The sequence below is a fragment of the Pseudomonas sp. 478 genome (assembly GCF_003254125.1).
Classification (GTDB): Bacteria; Pseudomonadota; Gammaproteobacteria; order Pseudomonadales; family Pseudomonadaceae; genus Aquipseudomonas.
Window position 1 is genome coordinate 369,515 of the sequence record NZ_QKZG01000004.1, and the last position, 16,650, is coordinate 386,164.

The window sequence follows — 16,650 nt, forward strand, 5'->3', positions numbered from 1 at the left end:
ATTCATGCAAAACCGGGACATGCTCTAAAACCGCACAGGTTTGCTATTATTCCGCCCCTTCGTCATGGCCTTACCGAGTAGTCCAAATGTCCGATCGCAGCGTTCGCCTTCAAGCTCTCAAGCACGCCCTCAAAGAGCGCATCCTGATTCTCGATGGCGGCATGGGCACGATGATCCAGAGCTACAAGCTCGAAGAGCAGGATTACCGCGGTAAACGCTTCGCCGACTGGCCAAGTGACGTCAAGGGCAACAACGACCTGTTGATCCTGACGCGTCCGGACGTGATTGGCGCCATCGAGAAAGCCTACCTGGATGCCGGCGCCGACATTCTGGAAACCAACACCTTCAACGCCACCCAGGTGTCCCAGGCCGACTACGGCATGCAAGGTCTGGCGTACGAGCTAAACGTAGAAGGCGCGCGTCTGGCGCGCAAGGTCGCAGACGCCAAAACCCTGGAAACCCCGGACAAGCCGCGTTTCGTCGCTGGCGTGCTCGGCCCGACCAGCCGCACCTGCTCGCTGTCGCCTGACGTGAACAACCCCGGCTATCGCAACGTGACCTTCGATGAACTGGTGGAAAACTACACCGAGGCCACCAAAGGCCTGATCGAAGGCGGCGCCGACCTGATCCTGATCGAGACCATTTTCGACACCCTGAACGCCAAAGCGGCGATCTTCGCGGTGCAAGGCGTGTACGAAGAACTCGGCGTCGAGTTGCCGATCATGATCTCCGGCACCATCACCGACGCCTCCGGCCGTACGCTCTCCGGCCAGACCACCGAAGCGTTCTGGAACTCCGTGGCCCACGCCAAGCCGATCTCGGTCGGCCTGAACTGCGCCCTCGGCGCCAGCGAGTTGCGCCCGTACCTGGAAGAGCTGTCGAACAAGGCCAGCACCCACGTTTCCGCGCACCCGAACGCCGGCCTGCCAAATGAATTCGGCGAGTACGACGAACTGCCGGCGCAAACCGCAAAAGTCATCGAAGAATTCGCCCAAAGCGGCTTCCTCAACATCGTCGGTGGTTGCTGCGGCACCACGCCGGGCCACATCGAAGCCATCGCCAAGGCCGTGGCCGGTTATGCGCCGCGTGAAATTCCGGACATCCCAAAGGCCTGCCGCCTGTCGGGCCTGGAACCGTTCACCATCGATCGCAACTCGTTGTTCATCAACGTCGGCGAGCGGACCAACATCACCGGTTCAGCCAAGTTCGCCCGCCTGATCCGTGAAGATAACTACACCGAAGCCCTGGAAGTTGCCCTGCAACAGGTCGAAGCCGGCGCCCAGGTGATCGACATCAACATGGACGAAGGGATGCTCGATTCGAAGAAGGCCATGGTGACCTTCCTCAACCTGATTGCCGGTGAACCGGACATCTCCCGCGTACCGATCATGATCGACTCCTCCAAGTGGGAAGTGATCGAAGCCGGCCTCAAGTGCATCCAGGGCAAGGGCATCGTCAATTCCATCAGCATGAAAGAAGGCGTCGAGCAGTTCATTCATCACGCCAAACTGTGCAAACGCTACGGCGCCGCAGTCGTGGTGATGGCCTTCGACGAAGCCGGCCAGGCCGACACCGAGGCGCGCAAGAAAGAAATCTGCAAACGCTCCTACGACATTCTGGTCAACGAAGTCGGCTTCCCGCCGGAAGACATCATCTTCGACCCGAACATCTTCGCCATCGCCACCGGTATCGAAGAACACAACAACTACGCTGTGGATTTCATCAACGCCTGTGCCTACATCCGTGACGAACTGCCCTACGCGCTGACCTCCGGTGGCGTGTCCAACGTGTCGTTCTCGTTCCGTGGCAACAACCCGGTGCGCGAGGCGATTCACTCGGTGTTCCTGCTGTATGCAATCCGCAACGGCCTGACCATGGGTATCGTCAACGCCGGCCAGCTGGAGATCTACGACCAGATCCCGGCCGAACTGCGTGACGCCGTTGAAGACGTAGTGCTCAATCGCACCCCGGAAGGCACTGACGCCCTGCTCGCCATTGCCGACAAGTACAAGGGCGACGGCAGCGTCAAGGAAGCCGAGACCGAAGAATGGCGCGGCTGGCCCGTCAACAAGCGTCTGGAGCATGCGCTGGTCAAGGGCATCACCACGCACATTGTTGAAGACACCGAAGAATCCCGTCAGTCGTTCGCCCGCCCGATTGAAGTGATCGAAGGCCCGCTGATGTCCGGCATGAACATCGTCGGCGACCTGTTCGGCGCCGGCAAAATGTTCCTGCCGCAGGTGGTGAAATCCGCCCGCGTGATGAAGCAGGCCGTGGCCCACTTGATCCCGTTCATCGAACTGGAAAAAGGCGACAAACCGGAAGCCAAGGGCAAAATCCTCATGGCCACGGTAAAAGGCGACGTGCACGACATCGGCAAGAACATCGTTGGCGTTGTGCTGGGTTGTAACGGCTACGACATCGTCGACCTCGGCGTGATGGTCCCGGCGGAGAAAATCCTGCAAGTGGCCAAGGAGCAGAAGTGCGACATCATCGGCCTGTCCGGCCTGATCACCCCTTCGCTGGATGAAATGGTCCACGTGGCCCGCGAGATGCAGCGCCAGGACTTCCATCTGCCGCTGATGATCGGTGGCGCGACCACCTCGAAAGCGCACACAGCGGTGAAGATCGAGCCGAAATACAGCAACGATGCAGTGATCTACGTCACCGACGCTTCCCGCGCCGTGGGCGTGGCGACGCAATTGCTGTCCAAGGAATTGAAGCCGGCGTTCATCGAGAAGACTCGCCTGGAATACATCGAAGTCCGCGAGCGTACCGCCAACCGCAGCGCCCGCACCGAGCGCCTGAGCTACCCGGCGGCCATCGCCAAGAAGCCGCAGTTCGACTGGACTACTTACGAGCCGGTCAAACCGACGTTTACCGGCGCCAAGGTGCTGGACAACATCGACCTGAAAGTCCTGGCCGAATACATCGACTGGACGCCGTTCTTTATCTCATGGGACCTGGCCGGCAAATTCCCGCGCATCCTCACGGATGAAGTGGTCGGTGAAGCCGCCACGGCGTTGTACGCCGACGCCCGGGAAATGCTTGCCAAACTGATCGACGAGAAACTCATCAGCGCCCGTGCGGTGTTCGGCTTCTGGCCGGCCAACCAGGTGCGTGAGGATGACATTGAAGTCTATGGCGATGACGGCAAGCCGATTGCCAAGCTGCATCACCTGCGTCAGCAGATCATCAAGACCGACGGCAAACCGAACTTCTCCCTGGCTGACTTCGTTGCACCGAAGGACAGCGAGGTAACCGACTACGTGGGTGGTTTCATCACCACTGCCGGGATCGGTGCCGAAGAAGTGGCCAAGGCCTATCAAGATGCCGGCGACGACTACAACTCGATCATGGTCAAGGCACTGGCCGACCGCCTGGCCGAGGCGTGCGCCGAATGGCTGCACCAGCAGGTCCGTAAAGACTACTGGGGTTACGCCAAGGACGAGACGCTCGACAACGAGGCGCTGATCAAAGAGCAATACACCGGTATCCGCCCTGCCCCAGGCTATCCGGCCTGCCCGGATCACACCGAGAAATCCACGCTGTTCAAGTTGCTGGACCCTGAGGCCTCGGAAATGAAAGCCGGCCGCAGCGGCGTGTTCCTTACCGAGCACTACGCCATGTTCCCGGCGGCAGCGGTCAGCGGTTGGTACTTCGCTCACCCGCAGGCGCAGTATTTTGCCGTGGGCAAGATCGACAAGGATCAGGTGCAGAGCTACACGTCGCGCAAGGGCCAGGAATTGAGCGTGACCGAGCGCTGGCTGGCGCCGAACCTGGGTTACGACAACTAACCCCCCACTGTGGGAGCGTGGCTTGCCCGCGATGAACGATGACGCGGTTTCCCTGTGAGACCGCGGCGCTTCCATCGCGGGCAAGCCACGCTCCCACAGGTTTTTGGGGATTGTCTATGCTTAGCTCTCACACATTGGTGACGAGGGGTTTATGGACGATCCAGCCGACAACAAGCCACCCACTTTCTGGCAGATGCTGCACAGCGTCCTGGCGGCGGCGTTCGGGGTGCAGAGCGGGAAGAACCGGGCCCGAGACTTCACTCACGGCAAGCCCAGTCATTTCGTGATTCTGGGGATTTTGTTCACCGCGGTGTTTGCGTTGACGCTGTATGGCATCGTGCAACTGGTGGTGCATCTGGCCGGGGTTTAGCGCATCAAGGTTTGCAGACTGAACGGATAGCGATACGACGTCGACCGGCCCTTGGCTGAAAGACGGCGGAAGTTCACACCGTAATCCGGTGATTCACCCATGGCCAGCAAACGCCTGGCCTGTGCCTTGTCGATCAGTTGCAACAACGGGATTTGCCGGTCTCGGCCGCCGTAATGGCTGAGATCCACGCCCTGATCAAGATCATGCAACGCCACCAGTGCCCAGCCGCCCAACGTGAAGTGCCCGCCCAACAGCACGCTGATGCGTCCGTCAACTGTCGCCTGTAACGCCGCCGGCGAGGTATTGACCGCACTGAACAACGCATCCTTGCCGGGTATCCCGCCCGCCTCCGAATACGCCTGCATGGCGCCAAACGCCATTTCGTCATTGGCTGACCACACCAGCGAAACCTTCGGGTAACGCCGGAACAGCAGTTTGGCTTGTTCATAGGCCCGTTCCCGGGTCCAGCCGCTGTAAACCAGTTGGCGCAAGCGCACTTCAGGGTGCTCGGCCAAGGCCCGCATCATGCCTTGCTCGCGCAGTTGCGCCGAAGGGGTGATCTTCAGGCCGGAAAACGCCAGCAACTCGATGACCTGACCGGGCGCCACGGGCGGATGTTGGCGAATCAGTTCCTTGAGCATCAGGTAGCCACCCTCCTCGTCGTTGGGCACCAGGCTGCCCAATCGATCAGAGCGATCCCCCAGCAGACTTTGCTGATTGGCCGTCAGCGAAGCGTTGACCATAAACAGCTTCACCCCGCTGCCTTCGGCCAGGCGAATGATCTGCGGAGCGACGTACTGTTCGTTGGCGAACATCAGATAGTCCGGACGATCAGGGCCTTGCAGCGCCTGACGGGCCTGCGCCAGCGTGAGCTCCGGCATGCGCCGGGAATAGAGAATTCGCAGATCAATGCCCAGATCCGTGGCTGCCGCCTGCATGAATTGCGAATAGCTGACCCAGAAGGCTTCGTCAGTCTTTCCAGGGCTTAGGAACAATACCGATTCCGCGCGCGCAACAGGGCCGTAAACCGCGCCAAGCATCAGCAGGAATGAGTAGAAAAACTTCAACATTGATCGTCCGAGCCCCCCGGCAATTCGCCGCGCATTATAGCCAGCGAAGTCCCGGAAAACGGCGCTTATTCCGGTTATTGTCCGACAATCGTCGGAATGAGGCCCGGACGGGGTCGGTTATTGATGGCTGACCCAAAATACCGCGGTGCCCACGACCAGGATGATCAGGAACAGAATGGCCCAAGCATCGACCGTGCTATCGGGTTTTGACGTTTTGGTAGGGTTGCTCATTGCATCGCCTCTTGTCGGTTTTATCGGTGATTGCATAAAGACTCGAGCACAGTTAAGACGATGATTGCCCGCACCACAAATGTGGGTTTTACGTCATTGGATCTCATTAGTCGTTTTGGTTCTTTACATATACTCAAACATCACTTTTGCGCATAACTGCAAACTGGTATCTTGCCCCGGCTCCGTTGGGAGTGCGCGGCCGTGCGCGCAGAATTGCCGAGGCAGTATCGGAGACTTCCAAGCGAAAAACGCAACTGGATCCGACCGGCCCAAGCCTGAGAACAGGACTTATATGTACGTATATGACGAGTACGATCAGCGGATCATCGAGGACCGCGTCAAGCAGTTCCGTGATCAGACCCGACGCTATCTGGCAGGCGAGCTGAGCGAAGAAGAATTCCGCCCTCTGCGCCTGCAAAATGGCCTTTACATTCAGCGCTTCGCGCCGATGTTGCGGGTGGCGGTGCCTTACGGCCAACTGACTTCGCGCCAGACGCGAATGATGGCCAAGATTGCCCGTGACTACGACAAGGGCTATGCCCACATCAGCACCCGGCAGAACGTACAGTTCAACTGGCCGGCGCTGGAAGACATCCCGGACATCCTTGCCGAACTGGCGACCGTGCAAATGCACGCGATCCAGACCAGCGGCAACTGCTTGCGCAACGTCACCACCGACCAGTTCGCCGGTGTCGCTGCCGACGAGCTGATCGATCCGCGCCCGTGGTGCGAGATCGTCCGCCAATGGACCACGTTCCACCCTGAATTCGCTTACTTGCCGCGCAAGTTCAAGATCGCCATCAACGGTTCGACTTCCGACCGTGCGGCCATCGAAGTCCATGACATCGGCCTTGAGCCGGTGCACAACGCCGCTGGCGAGCTGGGCTTCCGTGTGCTGGTGGGTGGTGGTCTGGGCCGTACCCCGGTGGTGGGCGCGTTCATCAATGAATTCCTGCCGTGGCAAGACCTGTTGAGCTACCTCGACGCCATCCTGCGGGTCTACAACCGCTACGGCCGTCGTGACAACAAGTACAAGGCGCGGATCAAGATTCTGGTCAAGGCCTTGACCCCTGAAGTCTTCGCACAAAAAGTCGACGCAGAGATGGAGCACCTTCGCGGTGGCCAGACCACGTTGACCGACGCCGAAGTGCATCGTGTGGCCAAACACTTCGTCGACCCCGAGTACAAGGCTCTGGACAACCAGGCCCTGGCATTGGCCGAACTCGACAAAGAACACCCGGGCTTCGCGCGCTGGCGCACCCGCAATACCCTGGCCCACAAAAAGCCGGGTTATGTCGCCGTGACCCTGTCCCTGAAGCCGACCGGCGTTGCACCGGGCGACATCACTGACAAGCAGCTCGATGCCGTTGCCGACCTGGCCGATCGTTACAGCTTTGGTCAACTGCGCACGTCTCACGAGCAGAACATCATTCTGGCCGACGTTGAACAAAGTCAGTTGTTCGCGATGTGGGGCGAGTTGCGTGAGCAAGGTTTCGCCACGCCGAACATAGGCTTGCTGACCGACATCATCTGCTGCCCGGGCGGCGACTTCTGCTCCCTGGCCAACGCCAAGTCGATCCCGATCGCCGAGTCGATCCAGCGTCGCTTCGAAGACCTGGATTACCTGTTCGATATCGGCGAACTGGACCTGAACATCTCCGGCTGCATGAACGCCTGTGGTCACCACCACGTCGGCCACATCGGCATCCTCGGGGTGGACAAGAAAGGTGAAGAGTTCTACCAGGTGTCCCTGGGTGGCAGCGCCAGTCGCGATGCGAGCCTGGGTAAAATCCTCGGCCCGTCTTTCGCCCAGGAAGCCATGCCTGATGTGATTGAAAAGCTGATCGACGTGTACATCGAACAACGTACCGAAGACGAGCGTTTCATTGACACCTATCAGCGTATTGGCATCGACCTCTTCAAGGAGCGCGTCTATGCAGCGAATAATTAAGAACAACGAAGTCGTCGACGAAACCTGGCACTTGCTGCCCAAGGACTTCAACATCGACGAGATCAGCAACTGCGACGACTACATCGTCCCGTTGCAACTGTGGCGCGAACACAGCCGTATGCTCAAGGCCCGCGATGGCGGCCTGGGCGTGTGGCTGGATGCCGATGAAGAAGCGGAAGAAATCGGCGACGACGTGGAAAATTTCCAGGTCATCGCCCTGAACTTCCCGGCCTTCACCGACGGTCGCAACTACTCCAACGCCCGCCTGCTGCGTGACCGTTATGGTTTCAAAGGCGAATTGCGGGCAATTGGCGATGTGCTGCGCGACCAGCTGTTCTACCTGCACCGCTGCGGTTTCGACGCCTTTGCGATCCGCGCCGATAAAGACCCGTACGAAGCCCTTGAAGGTCTCAAGGACTTCTCGGTGACCTATCAGGCGGCTACCGACGAACCGCTGCCGCTGTTCCGTCGCCGCTGATCGTTAAACCTTGAACCCCTTGGCAGGGGTTCAAGGCCTCCCTCCTTGTCAGTCACGACACGAACAAATCCGTTCAAAAACCTGCGCGCTGTTCCAATGCCCTGAACGCCACCCATGGGTTTTCAAGCCGGCCAAGCACTGCGCTCAATCGACTCAATACTTCGTCTGAAGCATCTGCCGCCTCCAAAAGCCGCCAGACTCGCGCCTGAAGCGACTGATAACTGACCTGAAAGTCGGCGGTCAGGCTCAGCCTGTCGATTGCGCTTAAAAACCGCGTACCGGAGGGTTTGCCCGCCAGCCTCTGCCAAAGGGCTTGTCGGGACTGTTGCAGCGGTTCATCGCAGTCCCGAAGCCACACAATCGGCTGTCCATAGTCAGCACCTGGTGCGCTCAGCCATAAATTGATTCCGGTTTGCTCACGATGACTGATCAGTCGGCGGAGCGTGTCCTCGTCTGTCAGTGGATTGCTCCAAAGCAGCAGACGATCCACCGAGACGGCCTGATTTATCACGGCGGGCGGAACCCGGGTGATCCGGTTATGACTCAAGTCCAAAGAGGTCATATAGGGCTCATCCCTGATGCCGATCGGGCACCGGGTAATCTGGGTGTCGCAGAGGTTCAGCCGACGCAAGTCATTCATCCCGAGCAACATGGGGGGCACGCCCAAGGGGTTTTCACTCAGGTCCAGCGATTGAAGCCTGGCCATCCCGCTCAGCTGTGACGCCGTCTCTTCGGTGAAGACCAGGCCGGTAGCCTTGAGATTCAGCGACGTGAGATGAGTCAGGCTGAACATGGCCGTCGGCAGAACAGACTGCGCCTCACCCTCGAGGTCGAATTGGGTCAACTCGACACCCTCAAGATTCAAGGTCTGCAGATTCGGAAAACACTCGAGGAACCCATTCAAGGTTTCACGCTCGGTCACATGGAAGTGCGGCATCGACAACTCGACGACGTCGTGGAACCTGACGTTCATGATCGGCAATCGATGATAGTCCTCGCCCGCCATGTCGAGCTTGAACCCCACAAGCTGTTCGCCTGAATAGACGCGCTGATCTTGCGATGCCCGCTTTCGCCAGAGGGTGATCAGCTCGTCAGCCAGCTCGATCCTGGATTCACGCTCGTAGTACATGGCGCTCTGAACCAGGTTCTCGTTATGCACTTCAATCTGCTCTTCAGTCAGCCCCTGTGCCTCGTTGTCAGCTTCATTCAGGAAAGGAACGTCCATTTCCACAATGTCTTGCGCTACCTGATCGATCCAGCCGCTCAGGTCGATGTGCAATTGTTGAAACTCCTGCTTCAGCGCGTCGATATGAGCCTGGGCCCTGCCAACGGTACGCTGTAGGACTTCATCGGCCTCCGCATCCGAGAAATCCGGATAAAGCTCCTTGAGCTGCAACCTCATCATCTCGTGCGTCAGCTCTTCGGCCTGAGGCGTACCGGGGAAGCCGCCGCCACGCAGCCCTTGCGCCTCGAAAGGCAGGCCGGAATCCATCCTGCCCAAACCAAGCACTAACTCGGATCGGGGCATTGCCCGCTCGCCGACTTTCAGCCGCAACTCGCGGGCCGGATCGAGCGATAAAAGTTGCAGGGCCGAGCGCTCGTCTTCGGTCAAGACTTCAAGCACAGCCTCATAAAAGTCCGTTTGCACATCGCGACTCAGGTAACGACTCCCCACCTTGATCAACCGTCGAACATGGGTGGCGTCGAACGCACCGCTACGGTCCAGAACGCGGCTTGCGAGGGAACCGTCCTGGACTTCGATTCGAAGGTTCTTTGGCCATCCGGGCAGATTTTTGAGGGAATGCAGGGCCAGCGTATCGGACTCCGGGTTGACCACCGAAGGAAGGTACACCCCCTCATACGCACGATTAAGCCGTACATGCTGTTGGTATTGCCGGGCCTTGCTGTCGAGACGATTGAACATCTGCCGGAGCTGGACCGCGTCTGAAGGGCTCTGGATATCCACGCCATAACGGTCGAGCATTTGCTCGATTGCGCTTTTGGGCAGGTCGGGGTATTGGCGTTGAAACAATCGGACCCCTGCATGTTCCGAGTGTTGAAGCGCTTCGTAACGGCTGTTGAACAGTTCGACTCGCTCGCCCTGTGCCACAGCGGCTTGCTCGAGTTCCTGATCGATCCTGAAACGGCTGATGGTATCGGCCAGCAAAGGCGTCGGCGGGCGCCCGGCCTGCATCAGTCGCAGCATGTCGTCATCGACAGCACTGACCTTGGCGATCTGCGCCAGCATTTCATCGTTGAAAGACGCCACCGACGGGCCAATTCCGCGCAGAAGTTCCACGCGGGTCGGCGACGCCAGGTTTGGTGGTCCGGGAATCGGGGCAACGGCCTGATCCGGCGTCGGCCTGGCAGACTCTTCCTTCGGTGCTGCACCAGGTTCGCGCGCTCTCTCGGCAAGGGCACCGGCCTCGGCAGCTTCACCTTTGAGCGCCGCGCCTGCGCCGGCCAGCGGCAGCGCATTAAGCAAGCCAAACACCGTGCGTGTCACGCCCGCCGCTCGATCGCTCGATGTCGCACCGTTGACGACCTGATCAAGGCCATACCCGGCATCGATGATACCGGCCAGCACCAGCAACCCTTCACCACCCGGTACGAACAACGCCAAAGGACCGAAACGGTTGATCCACTCCACAACCGGTTCGACGAAGGCACTCAAGTTACCCCGGTTGACCTGCGCATCGTCACGAATGGTGTTGACCCCGGCCAGGGAGGCCTCCTTCATGGTCAGGACCAACTGGGCAAACGGATCGGTGCCCGATGGCGAGTCATCGAAGCCGATGTATCGGGCAGGCTCCCAAAAACCGTCATCGTTGAAGAAGCCCGCCTCTTTGGTCAGCCGGTGTTCCCTCGGGTAGACCGCCATGCCGTCCAGCGCCGTCAACACACCGGCATGGAAAGTGCCGTCCTTGCGATCATCCTCGGCGAAGTGAGCGGCCAAGGCCTGTTTCGTATCATCACGCCTGCCCTGCTCTACAATCCACTGGTGCAATTTCCCGGAATCCTCAAACCCATGCAGGGGCGACGAGTTGCCGGGGATGTACAACACAATCCTGCCGCCAGGTTCACGCAAACCCCAGATGTCTTTCGAGGTGTAGCGATAAAGCTTCAAGCGTCCCGTAGCGAGCATCGCGGGCACGCTGGTGGGTGCCTGTAATTGTTCGAATGTGAGCGTTGCCCATGCCTGATCCGACGGCAGCCCTGCCGCCTGCAGGGCCAGTGCGAGCCCTTCCGGGTCCAGACTGCTCTCACCCCGCTGCAATAAAGCGGCCATGACGAAGGCGGCTTTGACCGAGGTTTTCAGTGCGTGGGGGGCAGGTGCGACGATGATTTCGTCCGATGGCCAGGCTTGATCAAGATAGGCCTGATACAGATCCTTGAGAGCCAGCTCCCAGACCCACTTTTTGAAGTCCGCCGGTCGCACGGCGATCTGGTTGGCTGGCCCGAAGATTTGCCCGGCGTCTCGGCGATAGAGGCCTTCATAACTGTCGTGGTTGCCGTCGCCACTATCGGCAAACTCATCGACGTGTTCCACGACCTGTATGGATGGCCCGATGTCAGGCGGCGTATACAACCCAAACGCTGTTTCACCGAAGCGCCCGTCACCCACGGTTTGATAGTTGGAAATCAGCACCTGCACCAGCGACATGGCACTCGCCACCCGTCCCTGGTGGATGCCGTTCTGCGCGGGATGCCCCTTGTAGTCGTAATCGAGGGTCACCAGCTGTGCGGTGGCGGGATCAATATCATGACCCCACTTTTCTTTGATCAGGTGTTCGCCAAACTGACTGGGAGTTAGTGGCAGCGCAGCATCCATGGCGGACTTCAGCACTTGGGGCATGCCGGTAGAGGCCGGTACATCGTCGGCTTTTTTAGGGTGGTCGATCATGGTGCATTCCATTGCAAGCATTTCAGGAACACCAGCCTAACTGACCACGGATCAACCGGAAGCGGGAGCGATCGACACAGAGCTCAGGAAAATTCTCAAACACCGTAAGGAAAATGGATGGACTTGAACCCCGCCCAAAAAAAATGAAACCGGGGAAGAATCCACGGTTTCATTTTTTATCGATGATGCTTGTCGAGTATTACCAGAAGCGTTGCTGGGTCAACCGGCTCCACCAGCTCAGCAGCACACGATCGACCGAGCCACTGGCCGCCATGCCGATGCGCTCCTGCAGGCTTTTGCGTTCGGCGTAGTGCAAGTGGTACAGCTCGGACTTCTTCGCTCGTTCGGCAAGGTATTCATCGCTGGTCTTGAGTTCGTCCACCAATTGTTTGTCCAGTGCAGCAATACCGAGCCAGATTTCGCCGGTGGCCACTTCGTCGATGGCCAGTTGCGGGCGATAGCGCGAAACGAAGTTCTTGAACAACTGGTGAGTGATGTCCAGGTCTTCCTGGAACTTCTCGCGGCCCTTCTCGGTGTTTTCGCCAAACACCGTCAGGGTGCGCTTGTACTCGCCCGCAGTCAGCACTTCGAAGTCGATGTCGTGCTTTTTCAGCAGGCGGTTGACGTTAGGCAACTGCGCCACGACACCGATCGAGCCAAGGATCGCGAACGGCGCGCTGATGATCTTCTCGCCGATGCACGCCATCATGTAGCCGCCGCTGGCCGCGACCTTGTCAATGCACACGGTCAACGGCACACCGGCATCACGGATACGCGCCAGTTGCGAGGACGCCAGGCCGTAGCTATGAACCATGCCGCCGCCGCTTTCCAGACGCAGCACCACTTCATCCTTGGGCGTGGCGAGGGTCAGCAGCGCAGTGATTTCATGGCGCAGGCTTTCAGTGGCCGACGCCTTGATGTCGCCGTCGAAATCGAGCACAAACACCCGTGGCTTGGCCTCGGTTTTCTTCTTTTGCTTTTTCTCGGATTTAGCCTCGACCTTGCGCAAGGCCTTGAGCTGGTCCTTGTCGAGCAAGGTTTGCTCCAGGCGTTCGCGCAGCCCTTTGTAGAAATCATTGAGTTTGCTGACTTGCAACTGGCCGACCGACTTGCGTCGACCTTTGCTGCGCAACGCCGCGAAACTGGCCAGGACCACCAGAATGGCGATCACCAGTGTCACGGTCTTAGCCAGAAAAACTGCGTACTCGGCAAAAAACTCCACAGGGACTCCTTTAATACGATGCGCTGCATAAACGCGCGCGGGATGCCTCCAGCATACCCATGCGCCGCCCCGGCGGCCAGCCGTGAAACCTCTGGCAACAGCCCTGTAACGGGCATTTCAAACAAGCGTATGTTTTTTCATTGACAGCTCACCGTCATCCTCATAACCTCGCCGAACCTTCAACGTACCGGGATGACGCGGACGTGGGCAGTATCTATTTGATTCGACATGGCCAGGCCTCCTTTGGTGCAGACGACTATGACGTCCTGTCGCCGACCGGTGTTCGCCAGGCAGAAGTCCTCGGCCAACACCTCGCCGCGCTGGGCATCCGCTTCGATCGCTGCCTCTCGGGCGACCTGCGCCGCCAGCAGCACACGGCCAACAGCGCGCTGGAACAGTTCGCGGCGGCAGGCCTGCCGGTTCCCGTCCTGGAAATCGATTCCGCTTTCAATGAGTTCGACGCCGACGCGGTGATCCGCGCGCTGTTGCCAGCCATGTTACCGGACGAACCCGAAGCGCTGCACATCCTGCGCAATGCCGCGCAAAACCGCGGCGAGTTCCAGCGCATCTTCGCCCTGATTATCGAACGCTGGCTCGCCGGCACCTATGACACACCGGGCCTGGAAAGCTGGCTGGGGTTTGTCGAACGGGTGCAAGCCGGTCTGCAGCGAATCCTCGAAAGCGCCGACAATTCCCAGAAAATCGCCGTGTTCACCTCCGGCGGCACTATCACGGCGCTGCTCCATCTCATTACGCAAATGCCGGCAAAGCAGGCGTTTGAACTGAACTGGCAAATCGTCAATACCTCGCTCAACCTGCTGAAGTTTCGCGGTCGCGAGGTGGCTCTGTCTTCTTTCAACAGTCATGCGCATTTGCAGCTGTTGAAGACCCCGGAACTCATCACGTTTCGCTGAGTCCGGACCCTTGTGACCCTGGCTGTATTCACCCAGCTCTAATTACCCAAGAAAGGATCGAACCATGACCTCCGTAGCTGATGCCGTACAAGCAATGAAAGCCAAGTTCAACCCAGCCGCTGCTGCCGGTCTGGACCTGGTATTCGGTTTCCGCATCGACGACACCAAAAACTTCTCGCTGATCGTCAAGGACAGCACCTGCGAGCTCCAGGAAGGCGAGAACCCGGACGCCCAGGTGACGCTGGTGATGGACGGCGAAACCCTGGATGGCATCGTCAGCGGCGAAACCGACGGCATGCAAGCCTTCATGGGCGGCAAACTGCGCGCCGAAGGCGACATGATGCTGGCCATGAAACTGTCCGAGCTGTTCCCGGCCTAAGCGCGCCGCTCCCGACCTTCGGGAGCACGCCTGGCTGCAAACGAATCCCGCCCCTCGAGGCGGGATTCGTCGTTTTTCGCCATCGGAAAACGGCTACCTGCGGATTTGCCGTCTATATTCCTTCTGGCCGCATGCGTCAGACATCGGCTGTTTGCCCTCGCTTTCTTTATCAAGAACCTTTGCGCGGAGCACTGCCCATGAGCCCACCTGACGACCACGACGGATTTAACCGCCGCCGTGTACTGCAAGGCCTTTCGGCAGGCGCCGTCGGTGCCTGGATCAGCCCGCTAATCGCAGGGAGTAAAACCATGCCCGACGCCCCCGCCGACCTCATTCTGTACAACGGACGCCTGCACACCGTCGACCGCAAAAAACCTCAGGCCAGCGCCGTCGCGATCAAGGACGGACGCTTCGTGGTGGTCGGCAGCGATGCTCAAGCCATGGCCCTGCAAGGTCCCGGCACACAAATTATCGACCTGCACGGTCGCACGGTGATTCCCGGTCTCAACGACTCACACTTGCACCTGATCCGTGGTGGCCTCAACTACAACCTCGAACTGCGCTGGGAAGGCGTCCCTTCACTGGTCGACGCGCTGCGCATGCTCAAGGATCAGGCCGACCGCACACCCACGCCGCAATGGGTGCGGGTGGTCGGAGGCTGGACCGAGTTCCAGTTCGCCGAAAAACGCCTGCCGACGATTGATGAACTGAACAAGGCCGCGCCGGATACCCCGGTGTTCGTCCTGCACCTCTACGACCGCGCCCTGCTCAACCGCGCCGCGTTGAAGGTGGTCGGCTATACCCGCGATACGCCAAATCCGCCGGGTGGTGAGATCCAGCGCGATGCCAATGGCGACCCGACGGGCATGCTGATCGCCCGCCCCAACGCGATGATTCTCTACTCGACCCTGGCCAAGGGGCCAAAGTTGCCGCTGGAATACCAGGTCAACTCCACCCGCCAATTCATGCGTGAACTCAATCGCCTGGGTGTCACCAGCGCCATCGATGCCGGCGGTGGTTATCAGAATTATCCGGACGACTATCAAGTCATCCAACAACTGGCCAAAGACCAGCAACTCACGGTGCGCATTGCCTACAACCTGTTCACCCAGAAACCCAAGGAAGAGCTGACCGACTTCAAGAACTGGACCAGCACCTCCCACTACGGTCAGGGCGACGATTTTCTACGGCACAACGGTGCCGGGGAAATGCTGGTGTTCTCGGCGGCCGACTTCGAGGACTTTCTCGAACCCCGCCCCGACCTGCCGCAAACCATGGAGCAGGAGCTGGAACCGGTGGTGCGCCATCTGGTGGAACAGCGCTGGCCGTTCCGTTTGCACGCCACGTACAACGAATCCATCAGCCGCATGCTCGACGTGTTCGAGAAGGTTAACCGCGACATTCCGTTCGACGGTTTGCCATGGTTCTTCGACCACGCCGAAACCATCACCCCGCAGAACATCGAACGGGTCAAAGCCTTGGGTGGCGGCATCGCGATCCAGGACCGCATGGCCTTCCAGGGCGAATACTTCGTCGACCGTTACGGCGCCAAGGCTGCCGAAGCCACGCCGCCCATCGCTCGCATGCTGGCCGAAGGCATTCCGGTCGGCGCCGGCACCGATGCCACGCGCGTCTCCAGTTACAACCCCTGGACTTCGCTGTACTGGCTGATCAGCGGTCGCACCGTCGGTGGTCTGGCGCTGTACCCGCAAGGTTTGAGCCGCGATACCGCGCTGGAACTCTTTACCCATGGCAGCGCCTGGTTTTCCTCCGAGCAAGGCAAAAAAGGCCAGATCAAGGTCGGGCAACTGGCCGACTTGATTGCGTTGTCGGCGGACTATTTCCACATCGAGGATGAAGCAGTCAAATGGATCGAATCGGTACTGACCATCGTTGACGGCAAAATCGTCTACGGCAGCGTCGAGTTTGAAAAACTCGGGCCGCCTCCCGTCCCGGTGGTGCCTGAGTGGTCGCCCGTTGCCAAAGTACCGGGCCATTGGAAACCCCTGGCGCCGCTGACGGCGCAGGTTCATCAATGTGTCGGGGCTTGCGCGGTGCATGCCCATAGCCATGAACGGGCACGGTTGTCCTCGGCGCCGGTCAGTGATTTCGCCGGTTTCTGGGGGGCCTTTGGTTGTTCGTGTTTCGCGTTTTGAACGAATAGCCAAGTGAAAGGGGAAACTGTGGCGAGGGAGCTTGCTCCCGTTCGGATGCGCAGCAGCCGTAAACTATCCGACGGGAGCGTATCTGGAAAATCGCGGCGACAGGTTTTGGGGCCGCTTCGCGCCCCAGCGGGAGCAAGCTCCCTCGCCACAGGTGAGCGGTGCTCTTACA

General features: G+C 59.4%; 10 protein-coding genes. 7 read left to right on the forward strand and 3 right to left on the reverse strand.

What is annotated here, in order from left to right:
* Window positions 1–86 precede the first annotated feature (86 nt).
* Both metH and DFS28_RS11465 read left to right on the forward strand, forming a co-directional pair.
* Window positions 87–3,797, forward strand: coding sequence for a methionine synthase (metH, locus tag DFS28_RS11460; RefSeq protein ID WP_111449833.1), 3,711 nt, complete (start codon window positions 87–89; stop codon window positions 3,795–3,797).
* 151 nt (window positions 3,798–3,948) lie between these two features.
* The gene (locus DFS28_RS11465; RefSeq protein ID WP_111449834.1) at window positions 3,949–4,167 is read left to right on the forward strand and encodes a DUF2970 domain-containing protein; all 219 of its coding nucleotides are present in this window, start codon (window positions 3,949–3,951) and stop codon (window positions 4,165–4,167) included.
* Here the strand turns inward: DFS28_RS11465 and DFS28_RS11470 are convergent.
* Window positions 4,164–5,237: an ABC transporter substrate-binding protein gene (locus DFS28_RS11470; RefSeq protein WP_111449835.1), complete on the reverse strand. Its 1,074-nt coding sequence runs from the start codon at window positions 5,235–5,237 to the stop codon at window positions 4,164–4,166. The two genes, DFS28_RS11465 and DFS28_RS11470, sit on opposite strands and share 4 nt — an antisense overlap.
* Window positions 5,238–5,760: 523 nt before the next feature.
* Here DFS28_RS11470 and DFS28_RS11475 point away from each other — a divergent pair.
* Both DFS28_RS11475 and DFS28_RS11480 read left to right on the forward strand, forming a co-directional pair.
* Complete coding sequence (locus tag DFS28_RS11475) at window positions 5,761–7,419, forward strand: nitrite/sulfite reductase (RefSeq protein WP_111449836.1); 1,659 nt, start codon at window positions 5,761–5,763, stop codon at window positions 7,417–7,419.
* A complete protein-coding gene (locus DFS28_RS11480) occupies window positions 7,403–7,897 on the forward strand; it encodes a DUF934 domain-containing protein (protein WP_111449837.1) in 495 nt (164 codons plus the stop codon). The genes DFS28_RS11475 and DFS28_RS11480 overlap by 17 nt, the downstream gene beginning before the upstream one ends.
* A 73-nt stretch (window positions 7,898–7,970) precedes the next feature.
* Here DFS28_RS11480 and DFS28_RS11485 read toward each other — a convergent pair whose 3' ends face one another.
* Both DFS28_RS11485 and sohB read right to left on the reverse strand, forming a co-directional pair.
* Complete coding sequence (locus DFS28_RS11485) at window positions 7,971–11,801, reverse strand: dermonecrotic toxin domain-containing protein (RefSeq protein ID WP_111449838.1); 3,831 nt, start codon at window positions 11,799–11,801, stop codon at window positions 7,971–7,973.
* Window positions 11,802–12,000: 199 nt separating this feature from the next.
* Window positions 12,001–13,023, reverse strand: coding sequence for a protease SohB (gene sohB, locus DFS28_RS11490; RefSeq protein WP_102614296.1), 1,023 nt, complete (start codon window positions 13,021–13,023; stop codon window positions 12,001–12,003).
* A 203-nt stretch (window positions 13,024–13,226) separates the two neighbouring features.
* On the opposite strand from sohB, the gene DFS28_RS11495 reads away from it, so the two are divergent.
* The 3 genes from DFS28_RS11495 to DFS28_RS11505 all read left to right on the forward strand — a co-directional run bounded on the left by DFS28_RS11495 (window position 13,227) and on the right by DFS28_RS11505 (window position 16,472).
* A complete protein-coding gene (locus DFS28_RS11495; RefSeq protein ID WP_111449839.1) occupies window positions 13,227–13,937 on the forward strand; it encodes a histidine phosphatase family protein in 711 nt (236 codons plus the stop codon).
* Between the two features lie 64 nt (window positions 13,938–14,001).
* The gene (locus tag DFS28_RS11500) at window positions 14,002–14,316 is read left to right on the forward strand and encodes an SCP2 sterol-binding domain-containing protein (protein ID WP_020296906.1); all 315 of its coding nucleotides are present in this window, start codon (window positions 14,002–14,004) and stop codon (window positions 14,314–14,316) included.
* Window positions 14,317–14,624: 308 nt separating this feature from the next.
* A complete protein-coding gene (locus tag DFS28_RS11505; RefSeq protein WP_111449917.1) occupies window positions 14,625–16,472 on the forward strand; it encodes an amidohydrolase in 1,848 nt (615 codons plus the stop codon).
* Window positions 16,473–16,650: the final 178 nt, after the last annotated feature.

Coding starts and splice junctions, on each gene's coding strand:
- metH (WP_111449833.1), top strand. CDS start 87: ATGTCCGATCGCAGCGTTCGCCTTCAAGCTCTCAAGCACGCCCTCAAA.
- DFS28_RS11465 (WP_111449834.1), top strand. CDS start 3,949: ATGGACGATCCAGCCGACAACAAGCCACCCACTTTCTGGCAGATGCTG.
- DFS28_RS11470 (WP_111449835.1), bottom strand. CDS start 5,237: ATGTTGAAGTTTTTCTACTCATTCCTGCTGATGCTTGGCGCGGTTTAC.
- DFS28_RS11475 (WP_111449836.1), top strand. CDS start 5,761: ATGTACGTATATGACGAGTACGATCAGCGGATCATCGAGGACCGCGTC.
- DFS28_RS11480 (WP_111449837.1), top strand. CDS start 7,403: ATGCAGCGAATAATTAAGAACAACGAAGTCGTCGACGAAACCTGGCAC.
- DFS28_RS11485 (WP_111449838.1), bottom strand. CDS start 11,801: ATGATCGACCACCCTAAAAAAGCCGACGATGTACCGGCCTCTACCGGC.
- DFS28_RS11500 (WP_020296906.1), top strand. CDS start 14,002: ATGACCTCCGTAGCTGATGCCGTACAAGCAATGAAAGCCAAGTTCAAC.
- DFS28_RS11505 (WP_111449917.1), top strand. CDS start 14,625: ATGCCCGACGCCCCCGCCGACCTCATTCTGTACAACGGACGCCTGCAC.